General features: G+C 53.6%; 14 protein-coding genes and 3 pseudogenes. 6 read left to right on the forward strand and 11 right to left on the reverse strand.

The window, feature by feature from the left end; all coding sequences use genetic code 11:
* Positions 1-54: 54 nt before the first annotated feature.
* Positions 55-452 (forward strand): annotated as a pseudogene (gene merR / locus FQ187_RS24400) (Hg(II)-responsive transcriptional regulator).
* A 196-nt stretch (positions 453-648) separates the two neighbouring features.
* Positions 649-777: pseudogene (locus tag FQ187_RS30545) on the forward strand (cytochrome B); the annotation flags it as partial.
* A gap of 22 nt (positions 778-799) precedes the next feature.
* On the opposite strand, the gene dmeF reads toward FQ187_RS30545, so the two are convergent.
* From dmeF to FQ187_RS24455, 9 genes are all read right to left on the reverse strand, one after another.
* Positions 800-2,074 carry a CDF family Co(II)/Ni(II) efflux transporter DmeF gene (gene dmeF / locus FQ187_RS24410; RefSeq protein ID WP_149631434.1) on the reverse strand — a complete coding sequence of 425 codons (1,275 nt, stop codon included), beginning with the start codon at positions 2,072-2,074 and terminating at the stop codon, positions 800-802.
* Positions 2,075-2,081: 7 nt separating this feature from the next.
* Positions 2,082-2,360 carry a metal/formaldehyde-sensitive transcriptional repressor gene (locus tag FQ187_RS24415; protein WP_149631435.1) on the reverse strand — a complete coding sequence of 93 codons (279 nt, stop codon included), beginning with the start codon at positions 2,358-2,360 and terminating at the stop codon, positions 2,082-2,084.
* A 781-nt stretch (positions 2,361-3,141) separates the two neighbouring features.
* Positions 3,142-4,098, reverse strand: coding sequence for a copper resistance protein B (locus FQ187_RS24425; RefSeq protein ID WP_149631436.1), 957 nt, complete (start codon positions 4,096-4,098; stop codon positions 3,142-3,144).
* A gap of 12 nt (positions 4,099-4,110) precedes the next feature.
* The gene (locus FQ187_RS24430) at positions 4,111-6,075 is read right to left on the reverse strand and encodes a copper resistance system multicopper oxidase (protein ID WP_149631437.1); all 1,965 of its coding nucleotides are present in this window, start codon (positions 6,073-6,075) and stop codon (positions 4,111-4,113) included.
* A 220-nt stretch (positions 6,076-6,295) separates the two neighbouring features.
* Positions 6,296-6,502, reverse strand: a complete 207-nt coding sequence (locus FQ187_RS24435) for a co-regulatory protein PtrA N-terminal domain-containing protein (RefSeq protein ID WP_149631438.1) — start codon at positions 6,500-6,502, stop codon at positions 6,296-6,298.
* A gap of 203 nt (positions 6,503-6,705) precedes the next feature.
* Positions 6,706-6,906, reverse strand: a complete 201-nt coding sequence (locus FQ187_RS24440) for a heavy-metal-associated domain-containing protein (RefSeq protein WP_149631448.1) — start codon at positions 6,904-6,906, stop codon at positions 6,706-6,708.
* Between the two features lie 111 nt (positions 6,907-7,017).
* A complete protein-coding gene (locus FQ187_RS24445; protein ID WP_149631439.1) occupies positions 7,018-9,366 on the reverse strand; it encodes a heavy metal translocating P-type ATPase in 2,349 nt (782 codons plus the stop codon).
* Between the two features lie 2 nt (positions 9,367-9,368).
* The gene (locus FQ187_RS24450; protein WP_149631440.1) at positions 9,369-9,620 is read right to left on the reverse strand and encodes a DUF2933 domain-containing protein; all 252 of its coding nucleotides are present in this window, start codon (positions 9,618-9,620) and stop codon (positions 9,369-9,371) included.
* A 95-nt stretch (positions 9,621-9,715) separates the two neighbouring features.
* Positions 9,716-10,252 carry a plastocyanin/azurin family copper-binding protein gene (locus FQ187_RS24455; protein WP_149631441.1) on the reverse strand — a complete coding sequence of 179 codons (537 nt, stop codon included), beginning with the start codon at positions 10,250-10,252 and terminating at the stop codon, positions 9,716-9,718.
* A gap of 176 nt (positions 10,253-10,428) precedes the next feature.
* Here FQ187_RS24455 and FQ187_RS24460 point away from each other — a divergent pair, with 176 nt between their 5' ends.
* From FQ187_RS24460 to copD, 4 genes are all read left to right on the forward strand, one after another.
* Positions 10,429-11,124 (forward strand): heavy metal response regulator transcription factor, encoded by a 696-nt coding sequence (locus FQ187_RS24460; protein ID WP_149631442.1) that lies wholly within the window; start codon positions 10,429-10,431, stop codon positions 11,122-11,124.
* Positions 11,121-12,503, forward strand: a complete 1,383-nt coding sequence (locus tag FQ187_RS24465) for a heavy metal sensor histidine kinase (protein WP_149631443.1) — start codon at positions 11,121-11,123, stop codon at positions 12,501-12,503. Before FQ187_RS24460 ends, FQ187_RS24465 begins: the two co-directional genes overlap by 4 nt.
* A 309-nt stretch (positions 12,504-12,812) precedes the next feature.
* Positions 12,813-13,196 (forward strand): copper homeostasis periplasmic binding protein CopC, encoded by a 384-nt coding sequence (gene copC / locus FQ187_RS24470; RefSeq protein ID WP_149631444.1) that lies wholly within the window; start codon positions 12,813-12,815, stop codon positions 13,194-13,196.
* Between the two features lie 3 nt (positions 13,197-13,199).
* Positions 13,200-14,138 (forward strand): copper homeostasis membrane protein CopD, encoded by a 939-nt coding sequence (copD, locus tag FQ187_RS24475; RefSeq protein ID WP_149631445.1) that lies wholly within the window; start codon positions 13,200-13,202, stop codon positions 14,136-14,138.
* A 2-nt stretch (positions 14,139-14,140) separates the two neighbouring features.
* On the opposite strand, the pseudogene FQ187_RS24480 reads toward copD, so the two are convergent.
* A pseudogene (locus FQ187_RS24480) lies at positions 14,141-14,391 on the reverse strand (DUF2933 domain-containing protein).
* A gap of 98 nt (positions 14,392-14,489) precedes the next feature.
* On the reverse strand, positions 14,490-14,885 hold the full coding sequence (locus tag FQ187_RS24485; protein ID WP_149631446.1) for a hypothetical protein: 396 nt from the start codon (positions 14,883-14,885) through the stop codon (positions 14,490-14,492).
* Positions 14,886-15,581 lie beyond the last annotated feature (696 nt).

Consider the following 15,581-nt stretch of genomic DNA (forward strand, 5'->3'; position numbering starts at 1 on the left):
TGCCCAAGTGATACTCTAAACCCTGTACCTAGGTACGGAGTCAAGGGGAACGTGGTGTCGAAAGAGCTGACCATTGGAAAACTGGCGGATGCAGCTGGAGTGAATGTCGAGACAATTCGCTATTACCAGCGGCTTGGCCTGCTGAGGAGCCTACCAAGCCGGTGGGTGGTCACCGCCGCTATGCGGTGGAGCAGGCAGAATGCCTGCGCTTTATCAAACGAGCACAGCCGCTCGGCTTTACGCTATCGGAAATCGGTGGACTGTTACGGCTGGATAAAGGTTGTGCGTGCATCGAGACCCGGGCATTAGCAGTCAGCAAGCTGGCGCTGATTGAACAGAAAATCGCCGACCTTGCCGCGTTGCAAAAGAACCTAGTCAGCTTGGTGCAGCAATGTGACGCCGGAGATGGAAGGTTGAATTGTCCAATCATCGAGGCACTGGAGCATGAGTAATGCTGCTTACCAGCTTACCCAGGATGAATTATGTAAAACGGCGTCTATAAGCCGATGCTAGTCTTGATAGATACGTCGCCAGGTCGGCGCTGTTTGCAACTCCAGTGGAGTTGCAGGTTAAACATGGGGGGGGGAGCCAGCACATTTCGTGGTGGTCGGGGGGATTCGTCGGCGCTGTACCGACAGGATAGAAATTATGAGTAGCCCCCAAACTATTCACCCGATTTGGTTACGGCTGACCCACTGGATCAACGTCATCGCAGTGCTCGTCCTGGTGATGAGCGGCTGGCGTATCTATAACACCTCGCCGATTTTTTCCTTCACGAAGCTCTCAGCCATGCCATTGCTCAGACCTCCGCTTCCGGATGCACTTCAACAGTGAGATGGGACAACCCTTTGAATTGGGCGAGATGCTGATGGTAAAACCGCGAGGTCCGTTTAGGCTCGCGTGTGATGACCGAAACCACCGCTCCGAGATGCCCAGGGCCGAGCCGCCAAACATGCAAGTCCGCCAATTTGTCACCGACCTCGTCGATGACCGTCTTGATCTTGCCTTCAACTCGAGTGTCTGCACTGGCATCCACCAAGATCACACCGGTCTGGCGTATCAGACCGTAGGACCAGTTGGCGATCACTAGTGCCCCAACGATACCGGCCAGCGGATCCATCCACAGCCAGCCAAATAACTGTGCCAACAGCAAACCGACAATGGCCATAACGGACACGGCTGCGTCTGCAATAACGTGAATATAAGCGGCTCGCATATTGTGGTCGCGGCTGTCCACACCATGGACGTTGTGAGCATGCTCTGCGAACTCGACGATCTGTTCACCGGATGGCAGGGCAACTGCTACCTTGAAACCATGCGGCTCGGGAATTTCGCTGGTGGATTCCAGAAAGCCGGCTTTCTGCATAAAGTTAAACACTTGCCGCGAACCGTCCTGGCGTATCGTCGTAACCGTGACATCGCCTGCCGAGAGCAAGGAGCCTGAGCCTTCGCGGGAAAGGCGAAATACAGGTGGAATACCCTCTTCGAAGATCGACAGTTCGAACACTCCCTCAGAAGTGACAATACGCTGCATCTCTTCATGATGGTCATCATGGTCATCGCCTTGGGCATGCCCATGACTGTGTCCATGGCTATGCACGTGGTCATGCCCATGATCGCTCAGCAGCCAGGCACTGGCGATATTCACCGCCAAGCCCACGACGGCGATTGGAATCGCTTCGCTGAAGTGAATGGGAACCGGGGACAGGAAGCGGGAAACGGCTTCGTAGCCTATCAATAAGGCGATCATCGCGAGAATGATGGCGCTCGTGAAACCCGCCAGATCACCAAGCTTGCCGGTACCAAACACGAACCGCCGATCATTGGCGTGCTTGCGCGCATAGGTGTAGGCCAGTGCAGCGATCAACATGGCAACGGCGTGGGAAGACATGTGTAAACCGTCCGCGACCAGTGCAAGTGAACCGAACAGGTTCCCGCCGATGATCTCGACCAACATCGTGGCCGTGCACAGAGCAATCACAGCCCATGTTTTGCGCTCATTTTTTTCATGGCCTACGCCTAGAAAGACGTGATCATGACCGACATTAAACGGTGCGTCATACAGGTTGTTCATTTTGAATTCACTTGAAGTAGCTGCGGACGATTTCGATCAGTTGCTCTTTGGCATCATTCGGCTCTTTGCCGTCGGCAAAGTCCGCGTCAACCAAATGCGTGCGGATATGGTCTTCCAATACCACGGTCAAGAGACCATTCATGGCTCCCCGGCAACTGGTAATTTGCTGGAGTACTTCAATGCAATCACGCTCCTCGTTCAGCGCACGCTCGATCGCTTCGAGCTGGCCACGAATACGACTGACACGATTCAATAGCTTTTTCTTGTCCTGGACGGTGTGACTCATGATTTCATCTCGACATCGAAATATACTATGGGGGGGTATACTAAGACGCTGTCGTGTCCGCCCGCCATAGAGTTCTGATATTTGGTAGGCATAAAAAGGGCTAGAGGCTGACGTTTGGCTTGGCTTGGCATTGCTACGCGGAGGGACATAATTGATCCAGTCGTGGCGACTGGCTGCTCTTACCGCTGACACCACGCCGTTAGAGTTGAAGGGAGCCGAATTCAGGATTTTCAACCTGGAGGGAGGTGTTTTCATGCTGCTGGCAAGTGGGGGCTAGGGGCCTTACCGGCAAACCTACGGATCAGAAATGACCTCTATGCTGGGGCGGTATTTTCTGCGGCTGCTTTCATGCTGCTACTGGTACGAAGCAAAAAGTCTAAGCATCACTTGCATGGGCAGTGACCATGCAAGGATTGAGGGAAAATTCAGATTAGGTTCCTGGGTATTCAGCAATGATCTGATCGGTGCCAGCTTTAGTAAGGCCGACAACCGCAGTTTGCATCTCGATGAACATCGATGGTCAAGGCCTGTGCTGCGTGAGCCGTTGAACCAATGAACAGTGCCGCGACTGTCGCGATGCGTAATGCTCGCAGGCGGAAGTTGCTTTGCATGGATATTTTCCTTTGCCTTGGCAGCGGTGCGAACCTTCGGCGAAACAACAGAAGTACATCTGAAGTTTCGATACCCGCTGCATGGGCGTGATTGATGTTTCTACCCTGAGTGGGGGAGAAGTTTCCGCGATCACTCAAAGTTCATGATGGTGTTGCTCAGGCAAAATGACTCAGAACCACATCCGAATACCGGCTACAAATCGAGCCTCGTTGGTCTTTTGTCCTTCGTCTTCGGCCAGGTCGGCGGTCTTGCCGTAGGAGCGATTCCAGGTCACCCCTATGTAGGGGGCAAACTCACGGACAATTTCATAGCGCAAACGCAAGCCCACTTCGGTATTCGCCAAGCCCGAGCCAATGCCGCGCTGAGGATCGTTTTTCCCATAGAGATTCGCTTCAGCGGTCGGCTGCAAGATCAGGCGATTGGTGAGCAGAATGTCGTAGTCACCCTCGAACCGAGCGGCAGTTTGGCCGTTCTCACCGATGTAAGCAGTCGCTTCGGTTTCGAAGTTGTAGAGGGCCATCCCCTGAATACCAAGAGCGCCCCAAGTCTGTGGTGAGCCGGGTTTGAAGTCTTGGCGTACACCGGTGACGACATCCCACCATGGGCCGATTGAGTGCCCCCACAGTGCTGTGAGTTCGGCGCTCTCGGTTACACCATTGGTACGTTCACCTTCCGAACGCAACCACAGGCGATCAACGTCTCCACCGATCCATCCCTTTGCATCCCAGCTCAGCGCGCTGCCGTTGTCCGCATCCTGATACTCGAACTTATCAAGCAGGATGAAGGAGTTGAGTTTTTTGTCGTGGACGCCATGACCAGCCACCGGTGGAAAGGCGGCTGCACGATCAGCGTCGGTAAGTACGGGAATGGGGGTACGACTCGTGGTGGTCGCTCCTGCATCCATACTCATATTGCTGTGGTCCATGCTCTCCATGCCGTCCATTTGGCCCTGGTTCATGTTCATTTTGCTGTGATCCATAACCCCCATCTTGCTATGGTCCATGGTTTCCATCGAACCGTGATCCATTGAACTTTCCCCAGCCAGCGCCATGGGAGGGATAGCGCCCAACAGGCCAGTGGCAAAGACGCAACCCATCAGCGATTTATGATTTAGATATGTGCTCATAGTCCGTCTCCCTTACTCATCAACCCGTACTTCACGGAACATGCCCATTTCCATATGGAATAGCAGGTGGCAGTGATAGGCCCAACGACCCAGAGCATCGGCGGTGACTCGGTAGCTGCGTTTGGTTCCGGGCGGCATGTCGATCGTGTGTTTGCGCACCATGAATTTGCCGTTCTCATCCTCAAGATCGCTCCACATTCCGTGGAGGTGGATGGGGTGGGTCATCATGGTGTCGTTCACCAGCGTGATGCGTAGGCGCTCGCCATATTTGAGGCGCAACGGTTCGGCGTCAGAGAACTTGATGCCGTTGAACGACCACGAGAACTTCTCCATGTGACCGGTCAGATGCAGCTCAATGGTGCGATTGGGTTCGCGGCCGTCAGGATCCTGGAAAGTACTTTTTAGGTCAGAATATGTGAGCACGCGACGGCCGTTGTTTCGTAAGCCAATGCCGGGATCGTTGAGCTTTGGCGTAGCGCTCATGGCTTGCATGTCAACCAGGGGATTGTTGGTTTCGGAAGCTGGGTGAGACTGCATATCACCCATGCCGCTCATGCCAGCCATTCCCGACATATCGCCATGATCCATCCCTGCCATCTTGCTGTGATCCATGCCGGCCATGTTGGACATGTCGCCCTTGTCCATACCGGTCATCTTGCTGTGGTCCATGCCGGCCATGTTGGACATCTCGCCCTTGTCCATACCGGTCATCTTGCTGTGGTCCATGCCGGCCATGTTGGACATCTCGCCCTTGTCCAACCCGGTCATCTTGCTGTTATCCATCCCGGCCATGTCACCTTGCTTCATATCACCGCCGCCCATGCCTGCCATGCTGCCATGGTCCATGCCGGCCATACCGCCCATCCCCATGTCATCCATGGTCAAAAGAGGGCGGGGATCGATCGCCGGTACCGGCGCCTTCAATCCTTGGCGTACCGCCAGGGTTCCGCGTGCATAACCGGTTCGATCCATGGATTGGGCGAAAATGGTGTAAGCCTCTTGGCTAGAAGGCTCCACGATCACGTCATAGGTTTCTGCTACGGCTATGCGGAATTCGTCGACGCTGACCGGGTTGACGTGCTGGCCATCGGCGGCCACAACAGTCATTTTCAAACCAGGGATACGGACGTCGAAGTAGCTCATGGCCGAACCGTTGATAAAACGCAGGCGCAGCTTCTCTCCCGGTTTGAAAATCCCGGTCCAGTTACCGTTAGGGGCCTGGCCATTCATGAGATAGGTGTAAGTATCCCCACTGACGTCTGCGAGGTCGGAGGGGTTCATTTTCATTTCGGCCCACATCTTCCGATCGGCCACGGCTGCGGACCAGCCTTGCTTGCTGACATCGTCGATGAAGTCGCCAACAGTAGGTTTGTGGTGGTTGTAGTAGTCCGATTGTTTCTTGAGCTTGGCCATGACGCGACCAGGATCTTCATCGGTCCAGTCGGTCAGCATCACCACGTAATCGCGGTTGTATTGAAAAGGCTCAGGCTCTTTTGAGTCGATCACGATTGGACCGTAAACGCCTGACTGCTCCTGCATGCCCGAATGACTGTGGTACCAGTACGTACCGTTCTGATGAACCTTGAATTTGTACTCGTACATGCCATCGGGCGCGATGCCATGGAAACTCAAGCCCGGCACCCCATCCATGTTGGCCGGCAGGATGATCCCGTGCCAATGGATGGAGGTGTCCTGGTCCAGGCGGTTTTTCACCCGTAGTGTAACCGTCTCCCCTTCGCGCCAGCGCAGCAGAGGCCCCGGCAAAGTGCCATTGATGGTCATGGCTGTGCGCGGCGAACCGGTGATGTTTACCGGGGTTTCACCAATAAACAGATCAAACTCGTTGCCGGTCAGTACGCTCGGAAAGCCAGGGCTGGTCACTGCCCATACAGGAGTGCGCCACAGACCAAGGCCGCCGAGAATGCCGCCAGCGGCCAGACCTTTAACGAATGTCCGCCTGGAGGTTTTGGAATGCATGCCGTTTATGTCCAATCAGTCAAAAGGGAAGCTGTGCGAAACAACCCGTGAGTTGCTCATACAGGTTGAAGGCACTCTCTCGGGAATTCGTGTAGAGCCCGGATGAACTTCGCCCACCGTCACCAAAGACGAATTGATACGGCAAGCGAGCTCAGAAATTGCCACATTTGGACAACCACAGTGATTACATTTCTGTCAGCTTGGGAGTGCGCCAGGCTATTCAGCAATTAGCGTGGTCGCCCTCTTTGGCTTTGCTTTCTGCTACGGGTGATTGGGGGCCTTGCTTTTGGGCGACCTGGGACGTTTCCATTGAGTTCTGTCTGGCCACTTCCATGCGTGCCAATGCGCGATCACTGCCGCCTTCAGCCATTGCCAGAGAAGAGACGGTCAGGGCTGCGATGACAAACAGGGTTTTCATGGATTTCATTTGGGTATCCTCGGATGAGATTTGGATACCCCCGTTGAAGTTACATCAAGACGTAATTCGTGGGGGTAGAGTTCAAGACGCGACGCAATCTTAAAACTCTCCTCCTGTCAGGAGCCTTAAGTGTGCATTACCGTTGTGTCAGGTTGCGATTCTAAGGAGACAGTGCTCATAAGAAACGTAAGCGCGTGAACTGACCAGCTCCCTCAGGCGCTGATTTCCGAAGGAAAACCCAACGCGTCAACAACTTCGCGGACGCGCTCTGGGCTTTCGTTGCTTTCGACGTTGACCTTCCCGGTATCACGATCCACCGAAACGGTTGCCGTGTTATCCAGCGATTGAATGGCGTTGGTGATTTTTCTAATGCAGCTGCCGCAACCAATGCCTGACACATCTAAGACGAACATGGTTATTCCTCTCGTATTGAGCGGCATCTTCAGCCGCAACCACAGCATCAACGTTGACACGATAGGAAGGTCAAGGGTTGTCTGAACCCAGGCTTGAATGGTGTCGAGGCCTCACTCTATACGGGTGTTCCTCAGCCTCAACGCATTGAACACGACGGATGCGGAGCTGACGCTCATGGCGATGGCGGCGACCATCGGCGATAAGAGATGTCCGGTCAGTGGATACAGCAGACCTGCTGCGAGCGGGATACCCATCGAGTTGTAGATAAATGCAAATCCCAGGTTCTGCCGCATGTTTTTTACCGTCGCGACAGAAAGGGCGCGCGCTCGAAGAATCCCCATCAAATCGCCTTTTACCAAGGTGAGCTGCGCGCTGTTCATCGCGACGTCTGTTCCTGTACCCATCGCGATGCCCACATCTGCTCGGGCCAAGGCCGGTGCATCATTGATACCGTCGCCAGCCATGGCAACCCGTCGACCGTATTTCTGAAGGTCAGCGACAAGACGCTCCTTGTCCTGAGGCTTCACTTCACCGTGGACTTCTTCAATGCCCATCTCCTTGGCGACAGCTTGTGCCGTGGTGAGACCATCACCAGTGGCCATGATGATTTTTACATTGTCAGCCTTGAGTTTGGTGACCGCCTCTTTGGAGGTTGGCTTGATCGGATCTGACACTGCGAGCAATCCGGCCAGTACTCCGTCGACCGCCAGGTAGATGATGCTGATGCCCTCAAGGCGCAATTGCTCTGCACGGTTTTTGAGAGGACTGATGTTCACACCAGCCTCTTCCATCAAGGCGGTATTACCCAGCTGGATTTTCTTGCCATCTACCAAACCGCTGACCCCGATTCCAGAACCGGACTCGAACGACTCAGGTCTGGTTAGAACAAGATTCTCAGCACGAGCATGATCAACAATGGCATGAGCCAGAGGATGCTCGCTGCCTTGATCGAGACTGGCGGCCAGTTGAAGTACATCATTAGGGACGAACTTCTGCGTGGCCTCCACACTGTGAAACACCGGGCGTCCCTCTGTCAGGGTTCCAGTCTTATCGACGATCAGCGTGTCGATCTTGCAAAGGTTTTCGATGGCACTGGCGTCTCTGAACAGTACGCCCATGCTGGCCGCTTTACCCGTGGACACCATGATCGACATAGGGGTCGCGAGCCCGAGAGCGCAAGGGCAGGCAATAATCAGCACGGCGACCGCATTAATCAGGCCGAAGACCCAGCTGGGCTCAGGGCCGAACAGCCCCCACCCCAAAAGAGTCAGTAGGGCAATCCCGATTACCCCCATCACAAAGTAACCAGCAACGACGTCAGCCATACGCTGCATGGGGGCTTTAGAGCGTTGGGCACGGGCCACCATCTGTACGATTTGCGACAGCACAGTTTCGGCACCAATCTTTTGCGCTTCCATCACCAGGCTGCCATGGGTATTGAGCGTGGCCCCGATCAGGCTATCTCCGCTTCTTTTCATCACTGGTAGGGGCTCGCCGGTCAGCATCGACTCATCGACCGCGCTTTCGCCCTCCAGTACCGAGCCATCGACAGGCACTTTTTCACCTGGTCTTACCCGTAGGTGATCACCCTTATGCACATGCGTCAGAGGGATGTCTTCCTCTGTGCCATCGGCATTGATCCTGCGTGCGGTTTTCGGAGACAGACCAAGAAGAGACTTAATTGCCGCAGACGTTTGTGATCGAGCTTTGAGTTCAAGCATCTGCCCGAATAAGGTCAGCGAGATGATCACTGCTGCGGCTTCGAAGTAGACGCCGATACGGCCATCTTGCATGAAGGTGACGGGAAAACTCTGGGGAAACAGGGTGGCTACGACGCTGTAAAGATACGCAGCCGCTGTCCCCAGGCCAATCAAGGTCCACATATTGGGACTGCGATGACGAATGGATGCCACGCCCCTCACAAAAAACGGCCAACCGGCCCATAGGGTCACGGGGGTCGCAAGGATTAGCTCGATCCAGTTCTGGGTAGTCCCATGGAAGAGTTGCAGGGAATGTCCCGCCATGGCGAGCACGGTCACTATCATGGTTAATGGCAACGACCACCAAAAGCGACGGGTGAAATCCTTGAACTCGGGGTTTTCTTCCTCTTCCAGCCCAGGCATGACCGGTTCCAATGTCATGCCACATTTAGGGCAGATGCCGGGCCCTGACTGACGTATCTCAGGGTGCATGGGGCACGTGAATTCAGTACCCGCCTGCGGCTCTGGCTGGCTAATGTGTTCGGGAACAGACGGGCTCTCGACATAGCGATCAGGATCAGCTCGAAACTTCTCTTGGCACTTCAGACTGCAAAACTGATAGGTCTGCCCCTCATAAAGCTCACTGAACTTGCTCGGTGGGGTAACCGCCATGCCGCACACCGGATCGCGTAGATCTCCATCTTGGAGTTTTACCGGATGGGCGTGATTTTGCTCGAGGTGACTCGTGGCGTCAGGCATGACTAGTTTCCCTTCTCATCCTTGTTGGTTTGCGAACTCACGTGTCGGTTATGACCGCCATGGCCGTGCCCGAAAAAATGCATCAACGGGCAGATCAACAGAATCAGATAGGGCAGATAAGGTGAGACATGGCTGAAGTGCTCCCGGATGACGTAGAAAACACCGATTGCAACCAGCATGATCAGTACGACACCTGTTTTGCTCCTCCAGAAGGAGGAGGGCGCGTTTTCAACTGAATGCGGAAGATTAGTCATGATGTAGTCCCCACTGTCCTCGCAAGCGTTGCGGTGACATCTGCGACTGAGAGTAGCCAATACTCGCTTTGAGGCTGTGATCGATCAAGCCACGTTTATTTCACTTCAAACTGACCCACCATTCCCGACTGATAGTGGCCGGGAACGTTGCAGGCAAACTCCAGACCTGTGCTCTTGGGAAAGGTCCAGATTAGCTCTTTGGTTGCCCCAGGTTCGATCAGAATGCTGTTGGGGTCGTCGTGCTTCATCCCGACCATCTTCATACCACCCATGCTATGTCCCATATCGCTCATATCTTGCCCTTTTCCGGTAGGACTGAGCGTGCCGTTCTGGAACATAGCTGCCATCTCTTTTTGATGCGTGGCATGGGCAGTTGCTTTGCCGATGTTGAATTCATGCAGTAGCGAGCCTACGTTGCGCAGGACGAAGCGAACCGTCTCTCCAGGTTTGACATCAATGTTTTTGTGCTCAAAGAAAATATCGCCCATTTTCATCTCAATCGTACGAGTAACGTCGGCAGACGCTCCTGGCTGGCCACTGTCATCTTTCCCGTGGCCCACGCTGGCCATGGCTGTAGAACCGAGTAGAAGCGTTATTGCAGCGATAACCGGGATGGCAAATTTAGCTTTCATAGGAACCTCAGAGTGAGTAGCACTGGCTAGAGAGCCGGATGAGTAGGTAAAAGTGTTCTAAAGCTAGACAATGCTGGCTGACATCAAGCTGAAGCCAAGATTACTTTTCTGTCAGTTTCTGGTTGGCTCGACTAATTCGATGCAAACTCAGCCTCATCATCACTGAGTGCCATCCCATGAGACTTCTGGTTGCTGAAGACGAACCGAAAATAGGTATCTATTTGCAACAGGGCCTTACTGAGGCTGGGTTCAATGTCGATCGTTTCACCAACGGAACCGAGGCCCTTCAACACGCTCTGAGCGAAGCATATGACCTGCTGATTCTGGATGTCATGATGCCGGGACTGGATGGGTGGGAAGTCCTTCAGAAGGTGCGTTTGTCAGGGAAGGACGTCCCGGTGCTTTTTCTGACTGCGCGAGACCGTGTTGAGGATCGAGTCAAGGGCCTTGAGCTCGGCGCTGACGACTACCTCATCAAGCCGTTCGCATTTTCTGAGTTGTTGGCTCGAGTCAGGACGCTGCTTCGTCGCGGTAATAACGTGCCCTCGCAAACCCTTATGAAATTGGCCGATCTTGAGGTTGACCTGCTCAAACGCAGGGCCATTAGGGGGGGCAAACGCATAGACCTTACGGCCAAGGAATTTGCGCTGCTGGAACTGCTGCTCCGTCGCCGAGGCGAAGTGCTGCCCAAGTCGCTCATCGCCTCGCAAGTCTGGGACATGAACTTTGACAGCGATACCAACGTAATAGAGGTTGCGGTGCGCAGGCTCAGGGCGAAGATTGATGATGACTTTGAGGTGAAGCTGATCCAGACCTGCCGCGGCATGGGCTACATGCTCGATGCACCCGATTCGGAATCGGAACCGGAATGAACCGTCTATCCCTGACTACCCGCATGAGTTTGATGTTCATGCTTGCGGTAACGGCGGTGCTCACCGTTGCCGGGCTCAGCTTCAATAACCTCAGCCGGCATCATTTCAAAATGCTGGATCAGCAGGCTCTAAACGAAAAGCTCCACTCGACCCAAAGAATTTTGGGAGAGCTGAAAAGTATCGATCAATTCAGCGATTTTAAGCCTGAGCTACAGGCGTTACTCGGTGCTCACCGTGATTTGACGGCCCTAATCCTGGACAGCGATGGGAGATTGCTTTTCGCTGATCCGGGGCCAGTAAACGTTCCGGAGAGTTTCCGCACGGCGACAAACGACAATGTCTGGGAATGGCAGGACCAAGATCAGATGTTCCGCGGGGTGACGGCACAAGCCATCGTTACGGGGCAAGACAAACCACTGACCGTCATTTTGATCTTTGACGTTACTCAGCATATGTCCTTCTTCGCGACGCTTCAGCGATGGTTCTGGATAGGGTTGGTGATCAGCGCGCTCGTCAGTGCCGCACTGGGCTGGATGGTTGCCAGCAGTGGCATGCGTCCTATTCGGCAGGTGACCAGGGTCGCTGCGTCGATGTCGGCCAAATCACTCAAAGAGCGCATCCCCTTAGCGCCGGTACCAAAAGAGCTTCAGCAGATGGTGTTGTCGTTTAATGCGATGTTATCCAGGCTGGATGACGCTTTTGTCCGGTTATCAAATTTCTCTGCGGACATTGCTCACGAACTGCGTACGCCAGTCAGTAATCTGATGACTCATACCGAAGTGGTGCTCTCTAGAAAAAGGGGCATCGAGGACTACGAAGACAATCTGTATTCGAATCTGGATGACTTGAAGCGTATGTCGCGGATGATCGATGACATGCTCTTTCTGGCCAAGTCTGACAACGGTCTGATTATCCATGAGAACAAACCGATAGACCTTTTGGCGGTCGTGGAGAAGCTGCTCGAGTACTACCGCCTGCTGGCAGATGAGCGCGGCATCAACCTTACGGTTTCGGGGCAAGGAAATGTCCGGGGTGACGTGTTGATGTTGCACAGAGCTATCTCGAATTTGCTTTCTAATGCGCTGCGGTACACCCCGGAGGGGCAGACCATCAATGTTGATATCCAACAGAAAGGGATGTCGACATTGGTGGTCGTGGAAAACCCAGGAGAAATCATTGCGCCCGAACACCTTGAAAAGCTCTTTGATCGATTCTACCGAGTAGATCCGGCACGGCGCGAAGGAAGCCCAAGCAACGCTGGACTGGGGCTCTCAATTACGCGGTCGATCATAGAAGCTCATGCGGGCAAGATCTGGTGCACTTCATCAAACGGACAAACAGCCTTCCATTTGGAGCTCCCTTGCCCCGAGATGGACTGACTTGTCTTCAGGTCTCTGAACGGTCCCGGCAGTGGGGGAGTGAAAGTGAGTAGCCTGGTGGCGCTCCCGATCTGGGCCAGCGAACCGGCCCCAAGCTGACTGAATTGTAATCGAACGGTCGGCCTTCATGTGGCATCGTGTACCAGCACTGTGATGCGGGAGTCTTGACCTATTCCCTATGTGCAGTGCGTACCAGGACGCGGCCTACGTTTGGTATTCGTCTGTGGTGTTAACAAGAATCGAGAAATAAAAACTAGATCTCCCCCAACCAAACCTCGAATCAACAGCTCAAGCTGTGAGGAGTCTTGCATGTCATTCTTTAAAACTACCACCGTAGCTGTTGCGCTTACCGCTGGTTTGCTCTTGAGCTCGCTTGCTCAAGCACATCCAAAGCTAGTTTCTTCTACTCCTTCGGAAGGCTCGACCTTGGCAGCTCCTTCAAAAATTGAGCTGCACTTCTCTGAGAACCTCACGACTCAGTTCTCAGGGGCAAAACTGATCATGACCGACATGCCAGGCATGCCGAATTCCCCAATGGGCGTCAAGGCGGGTGTCGCAGGCGGCGATGATCCGAAAATGATGGTTATCACGCCTGCCGCTCCGTTAACCACGGGTACTTATAAGGTCGAATGGCGGGCGGTCTCTTCCGATACTCATCCCATCACAGGCAACTTCTCTTTTAAAGTGAAATGATCCATGAGCGACTCAATCAACATCGCCCTTCGGTTCGTTCTTTATTTAGACCTGATGCTGCTGTTTGGATTGGCAATTTTTGGCTTGTATAGCCTTAGGGGAAAAGAACGGGTATCCGGCGCTGTCTTGTACTTTGAGTCGCTCCTTTTCGGTACAGTCGTTGTTGGTTTACTTCTGTCTTTGGGCGCGATGTTGCTGCTTGCGAAAGCAATGAGCGGCGTTTCAGAGTTTATGGAGCTTCGCCAACACATCTTCGAAATGGTTATCACGGGTACCGACGTCGGGCTAACCTGGATGGTCCGAATAGCAGCCCTGGTGCTGGCCGGTATAGCCGTCACACTTAATAAACGCTTCCCCACCCTCAGTCTTTGGGCGGTTACCGTCCTTGGTGCTATTGCTCTCGCTACCCTGGCGTGGACAGGACATGGCGCGATGGACGAAGGCAATCGTCGTTATATACATTTCACTAGCGATATCTTTCACCTTTTGGCAGCCGGCGGCTGGATGGGAGCGCTGGCCGCATTCGCTTTACTGCTGCGCACGAAAATTCTAAATGGCGAACAAGAGGTGCGAATTCTCTCCCGAGTTCTTACCGGGTTTGAATCGGCTGGTGCATTGATCGTCGTGAGTCTAAGTATTACGGGTATCGTAAATTATCTTTTCATTGTAGGTCCAACATTGGATGGGATAACGTTTAGCACTTATGGTGCGCTGCTGTGTTTGAAGATTTTACTATTTGCAGCGATGGTTGTATTAGCTACGCTGAACCGTTTTCACTTGAGCCCACTTTTAGAACGATCAATCCAGAGCGGAGAATACACTGGCGCCGTTAGTGTTTTGCGGCGCAGTATGGCCCTGGAGTTCTCGGTAGCAATAATCATAGTGTGCCTTGTCGCTTGGTTAGGAACCCTGAGCCCAGAGATGAACATGGGGGTTGAATAAAGCTACGTCCTGTTCTCATCCTTGGTTGAGCTGCAGTTTCACCGTGATGACTGTGACCACCGTGGTGGTGCCCGAACACATGCATCAGTGGGCACAACAGCAAAATCATGTAAGGCAGCAGACCCAGGATATGGCCGTAGTGTTCCCTGGCCAGATAGAACAATGCGATGACCAGCAGCATGCCGAGCGCTATGCCGGTTTTGCTTCTCCAGAATATTAGAGAACCTTTGTTCGAGTGCTGTGAGCTCATCATGGTTTGGTACTCCTGGGGAGTGAAATCCAGTAGGGCGTCGGACAAGGTTGATGTAGCGCCAGGAAGTGCGCCCGGAATTCGGTGCGCTGAAGGTCGGTTTAATCGTTGAAACGGACGAAAATCAGGCGGGCAGGCGGTCCAGCTGGAGCAGGGCGCTGTAATGCAAGGAAGGCAAAAGCAGAGGAGTTGGCGGGATACAAAATCAGCAACGCAGGGATCAGCAACAGAAACGTCCAACTGGACAGGTCAAGCGTTTGAAGGTGTAGCGAAGGAATCACGGCTATCGCCGTATCGGCGCAGTGTTGAAGGCAACCGAGGGTATGTGCATCGTGGCTATCGTCATCTTGCACGGTGTTGAGAGAAACTTGGGTTGTAGCCGGATTGTGGCTGGGTAGTGCCAGACATCCCAGGGTCGCTGCCATACCAAACGCTAACACCCACAGCACGATGGCGAGGCGTATCAATGTTGGTTGACGATGGCGAAACCAGAACATGGTGCTTCCCCGGCAATTGGTTAACGGGTGTGGCACGTTCAACGTACAGCACGTCTAAGAGACTCTATTGATCCATATCAAGTAAAGCGTAGTCGGCAGCCTCTGCACTTTTCAGCCATCGGCATATCAGCATTTTGAGGGTCGGTGAGTGAACGGGGAGATCAATAGTTCGGTGAGCTGTTGGTGCACTCAGAGCAGGATCTGCTTTGGACGGTGAAGAGGTATGATCGAGACCAAGGGAGTTTTTACTTCGTCGGCTTTGCGTATCACGGACAGCAGGCTACTGCCCTGAGTTATTCACGCACCTACAACTTCAACATCGCATACAACGGTACTGGTCCTTTTTTACCCGTCTTTTCGAGATCTTTATCTCGCCTCCCGGAATATTTTCAACATCTTGATACATGAGTCACTAGCCTAGACACCATCACAGGAGGAATCGCGATGGACTTCGTCTTTTTAGGATTCGGTGCGCTGTGCTTCATAACGGTAGTGGGCATGGCCTACGGTTGTGCTGCGCTGAACACGAGGCGCTCATGAATGGTCTCTACCTCTTGGGCGGTTTGCTGGTAAGCGCTCCATGAAGCCCACATTCCAAGTCGAAATCTGATGCTCGAAGCTGTGCTCCCCAACTCTTTCTGGAGCCAGCACCTCATGATGCGACCCGATGCAAAAGTCGAAAAAGTGTACCTCTAC

This window comes from Pseudomonas sp. ANT_J28, assembly GCF_008370005.1.
In the GTDB taxonomy this organism is placed as follows: Bacteria; Pseudomonadota; Gammaproteobacteria; order Pseudomonadales; family Pseudomonadaceae; genus Aquipseudomonas; species Aquipseudomonas frigoris.

What these genes read in the sequence shown, in the direction of transcription:
- copC (WP_149631444.1), top strand. Translation starts at nt 12,813, where the DNA reads ATGTCATTCTTTAAAACTACCACCGTAGCTGTTGCGCTTACCGCTGGT.
- FQ187_RS24450 (WP_149631440.1), bottom strand. Translation starts at nt 9,620, where the DNA reads ATGACTAATCTTCCGCATTCAGTTGAAAACGCGCCCTCCTCCTTCTGG.
- FQ187_RS24435 (WP_149631438.1), bottom strand. Translation starts at nt 6,502, where the DNA reads ATGAAATCCATGAAAACCCTGTTTGTCATCGCAGCCCTGACCGTCTCT.
- FQ187_RS24465 (WP_149631443.1), top strand. Translation starts at nt 11,121, where the DNA reads ATGAACCGTCTATCCCTGACTACCCGCATGAGTTTGATGTTCATGCTT.
- FQ187_RS24425 (WP_149631436.1), bottom strand. Translation starts at nt 4,098, where the DNA reads ATGAGCACATATCTAAATCATAAATCGCTGATGGGTTGCGTCTTTGCC.
- FQ187_RS24445 (WP_149631439.1), bottom strand. Translation starts at nt 9,366, where the DNA reads ATGCCTGACGCCACGAGTCACCTCGAGCAAAATCACGCCCATCCGGTA.
- FQ187_RS24430 (WP_149631437.1), bottom strand. Translation starts at nt 6,075, where the DNA reads ATGCATTCCAAAACCTCCAGGCGGACATTCGTTAAAGGTCTGGCCGCT.
- copD (WP_149631445.1), top strand. Translation starts at nt 13,200, where the DNA reads ATGAGCGACTCAATCAACATCGCCCTTCGGTTCGTTCTTTATTTAGAC.
- dmeF (WP_149631434.1), bottom strand. Translation starts at nt 2,074, where the DNA reads ATGAACAACCTGTATGACGCACCGTTTAATGTCGGTCATGATCACGTC.
- FQ187_RS24455 (WP_149631441.1), bottom strand. Translation starts at nt 10,252, where the DNA reads ATGAAAGCTAAATTTGCCATCCCGGTTATCGCTGCAATAACGCTTCTA.
- FQ187_RS24460 (WP_149631442.1), top strand. Translation starts at nt 10,429, where the DNA reads ATGAGACTTCTGGTTGCTGAAGACGAACCGAAAATAGGTATCTATTTG.
- FQ187_RS24415 (WP_149631435.1), bottom strand. Translation starts at nt 2,360, where the DNA reads ATGAGTCACACCGTCCAGGACAAGAAAAAGCTATTGAATCGTGTCAGT.
- FQ187_RS24440 (WP_149631448.1), bottom strand. Translation starts at nt 6,906, where the DNA reads ATGTTCGTCTTAGATGTGTCAGGCATTGGTTGCGGCAGCTGCATTAGA.
- FQ187_RS24485 (WP_149631446.1), bottom strand. Translation starts at nt 14,885, where the DNA reads ATGTTCTGGTTTCGCCATCGTCAACCAACATTGATACGCCTCGCCATC.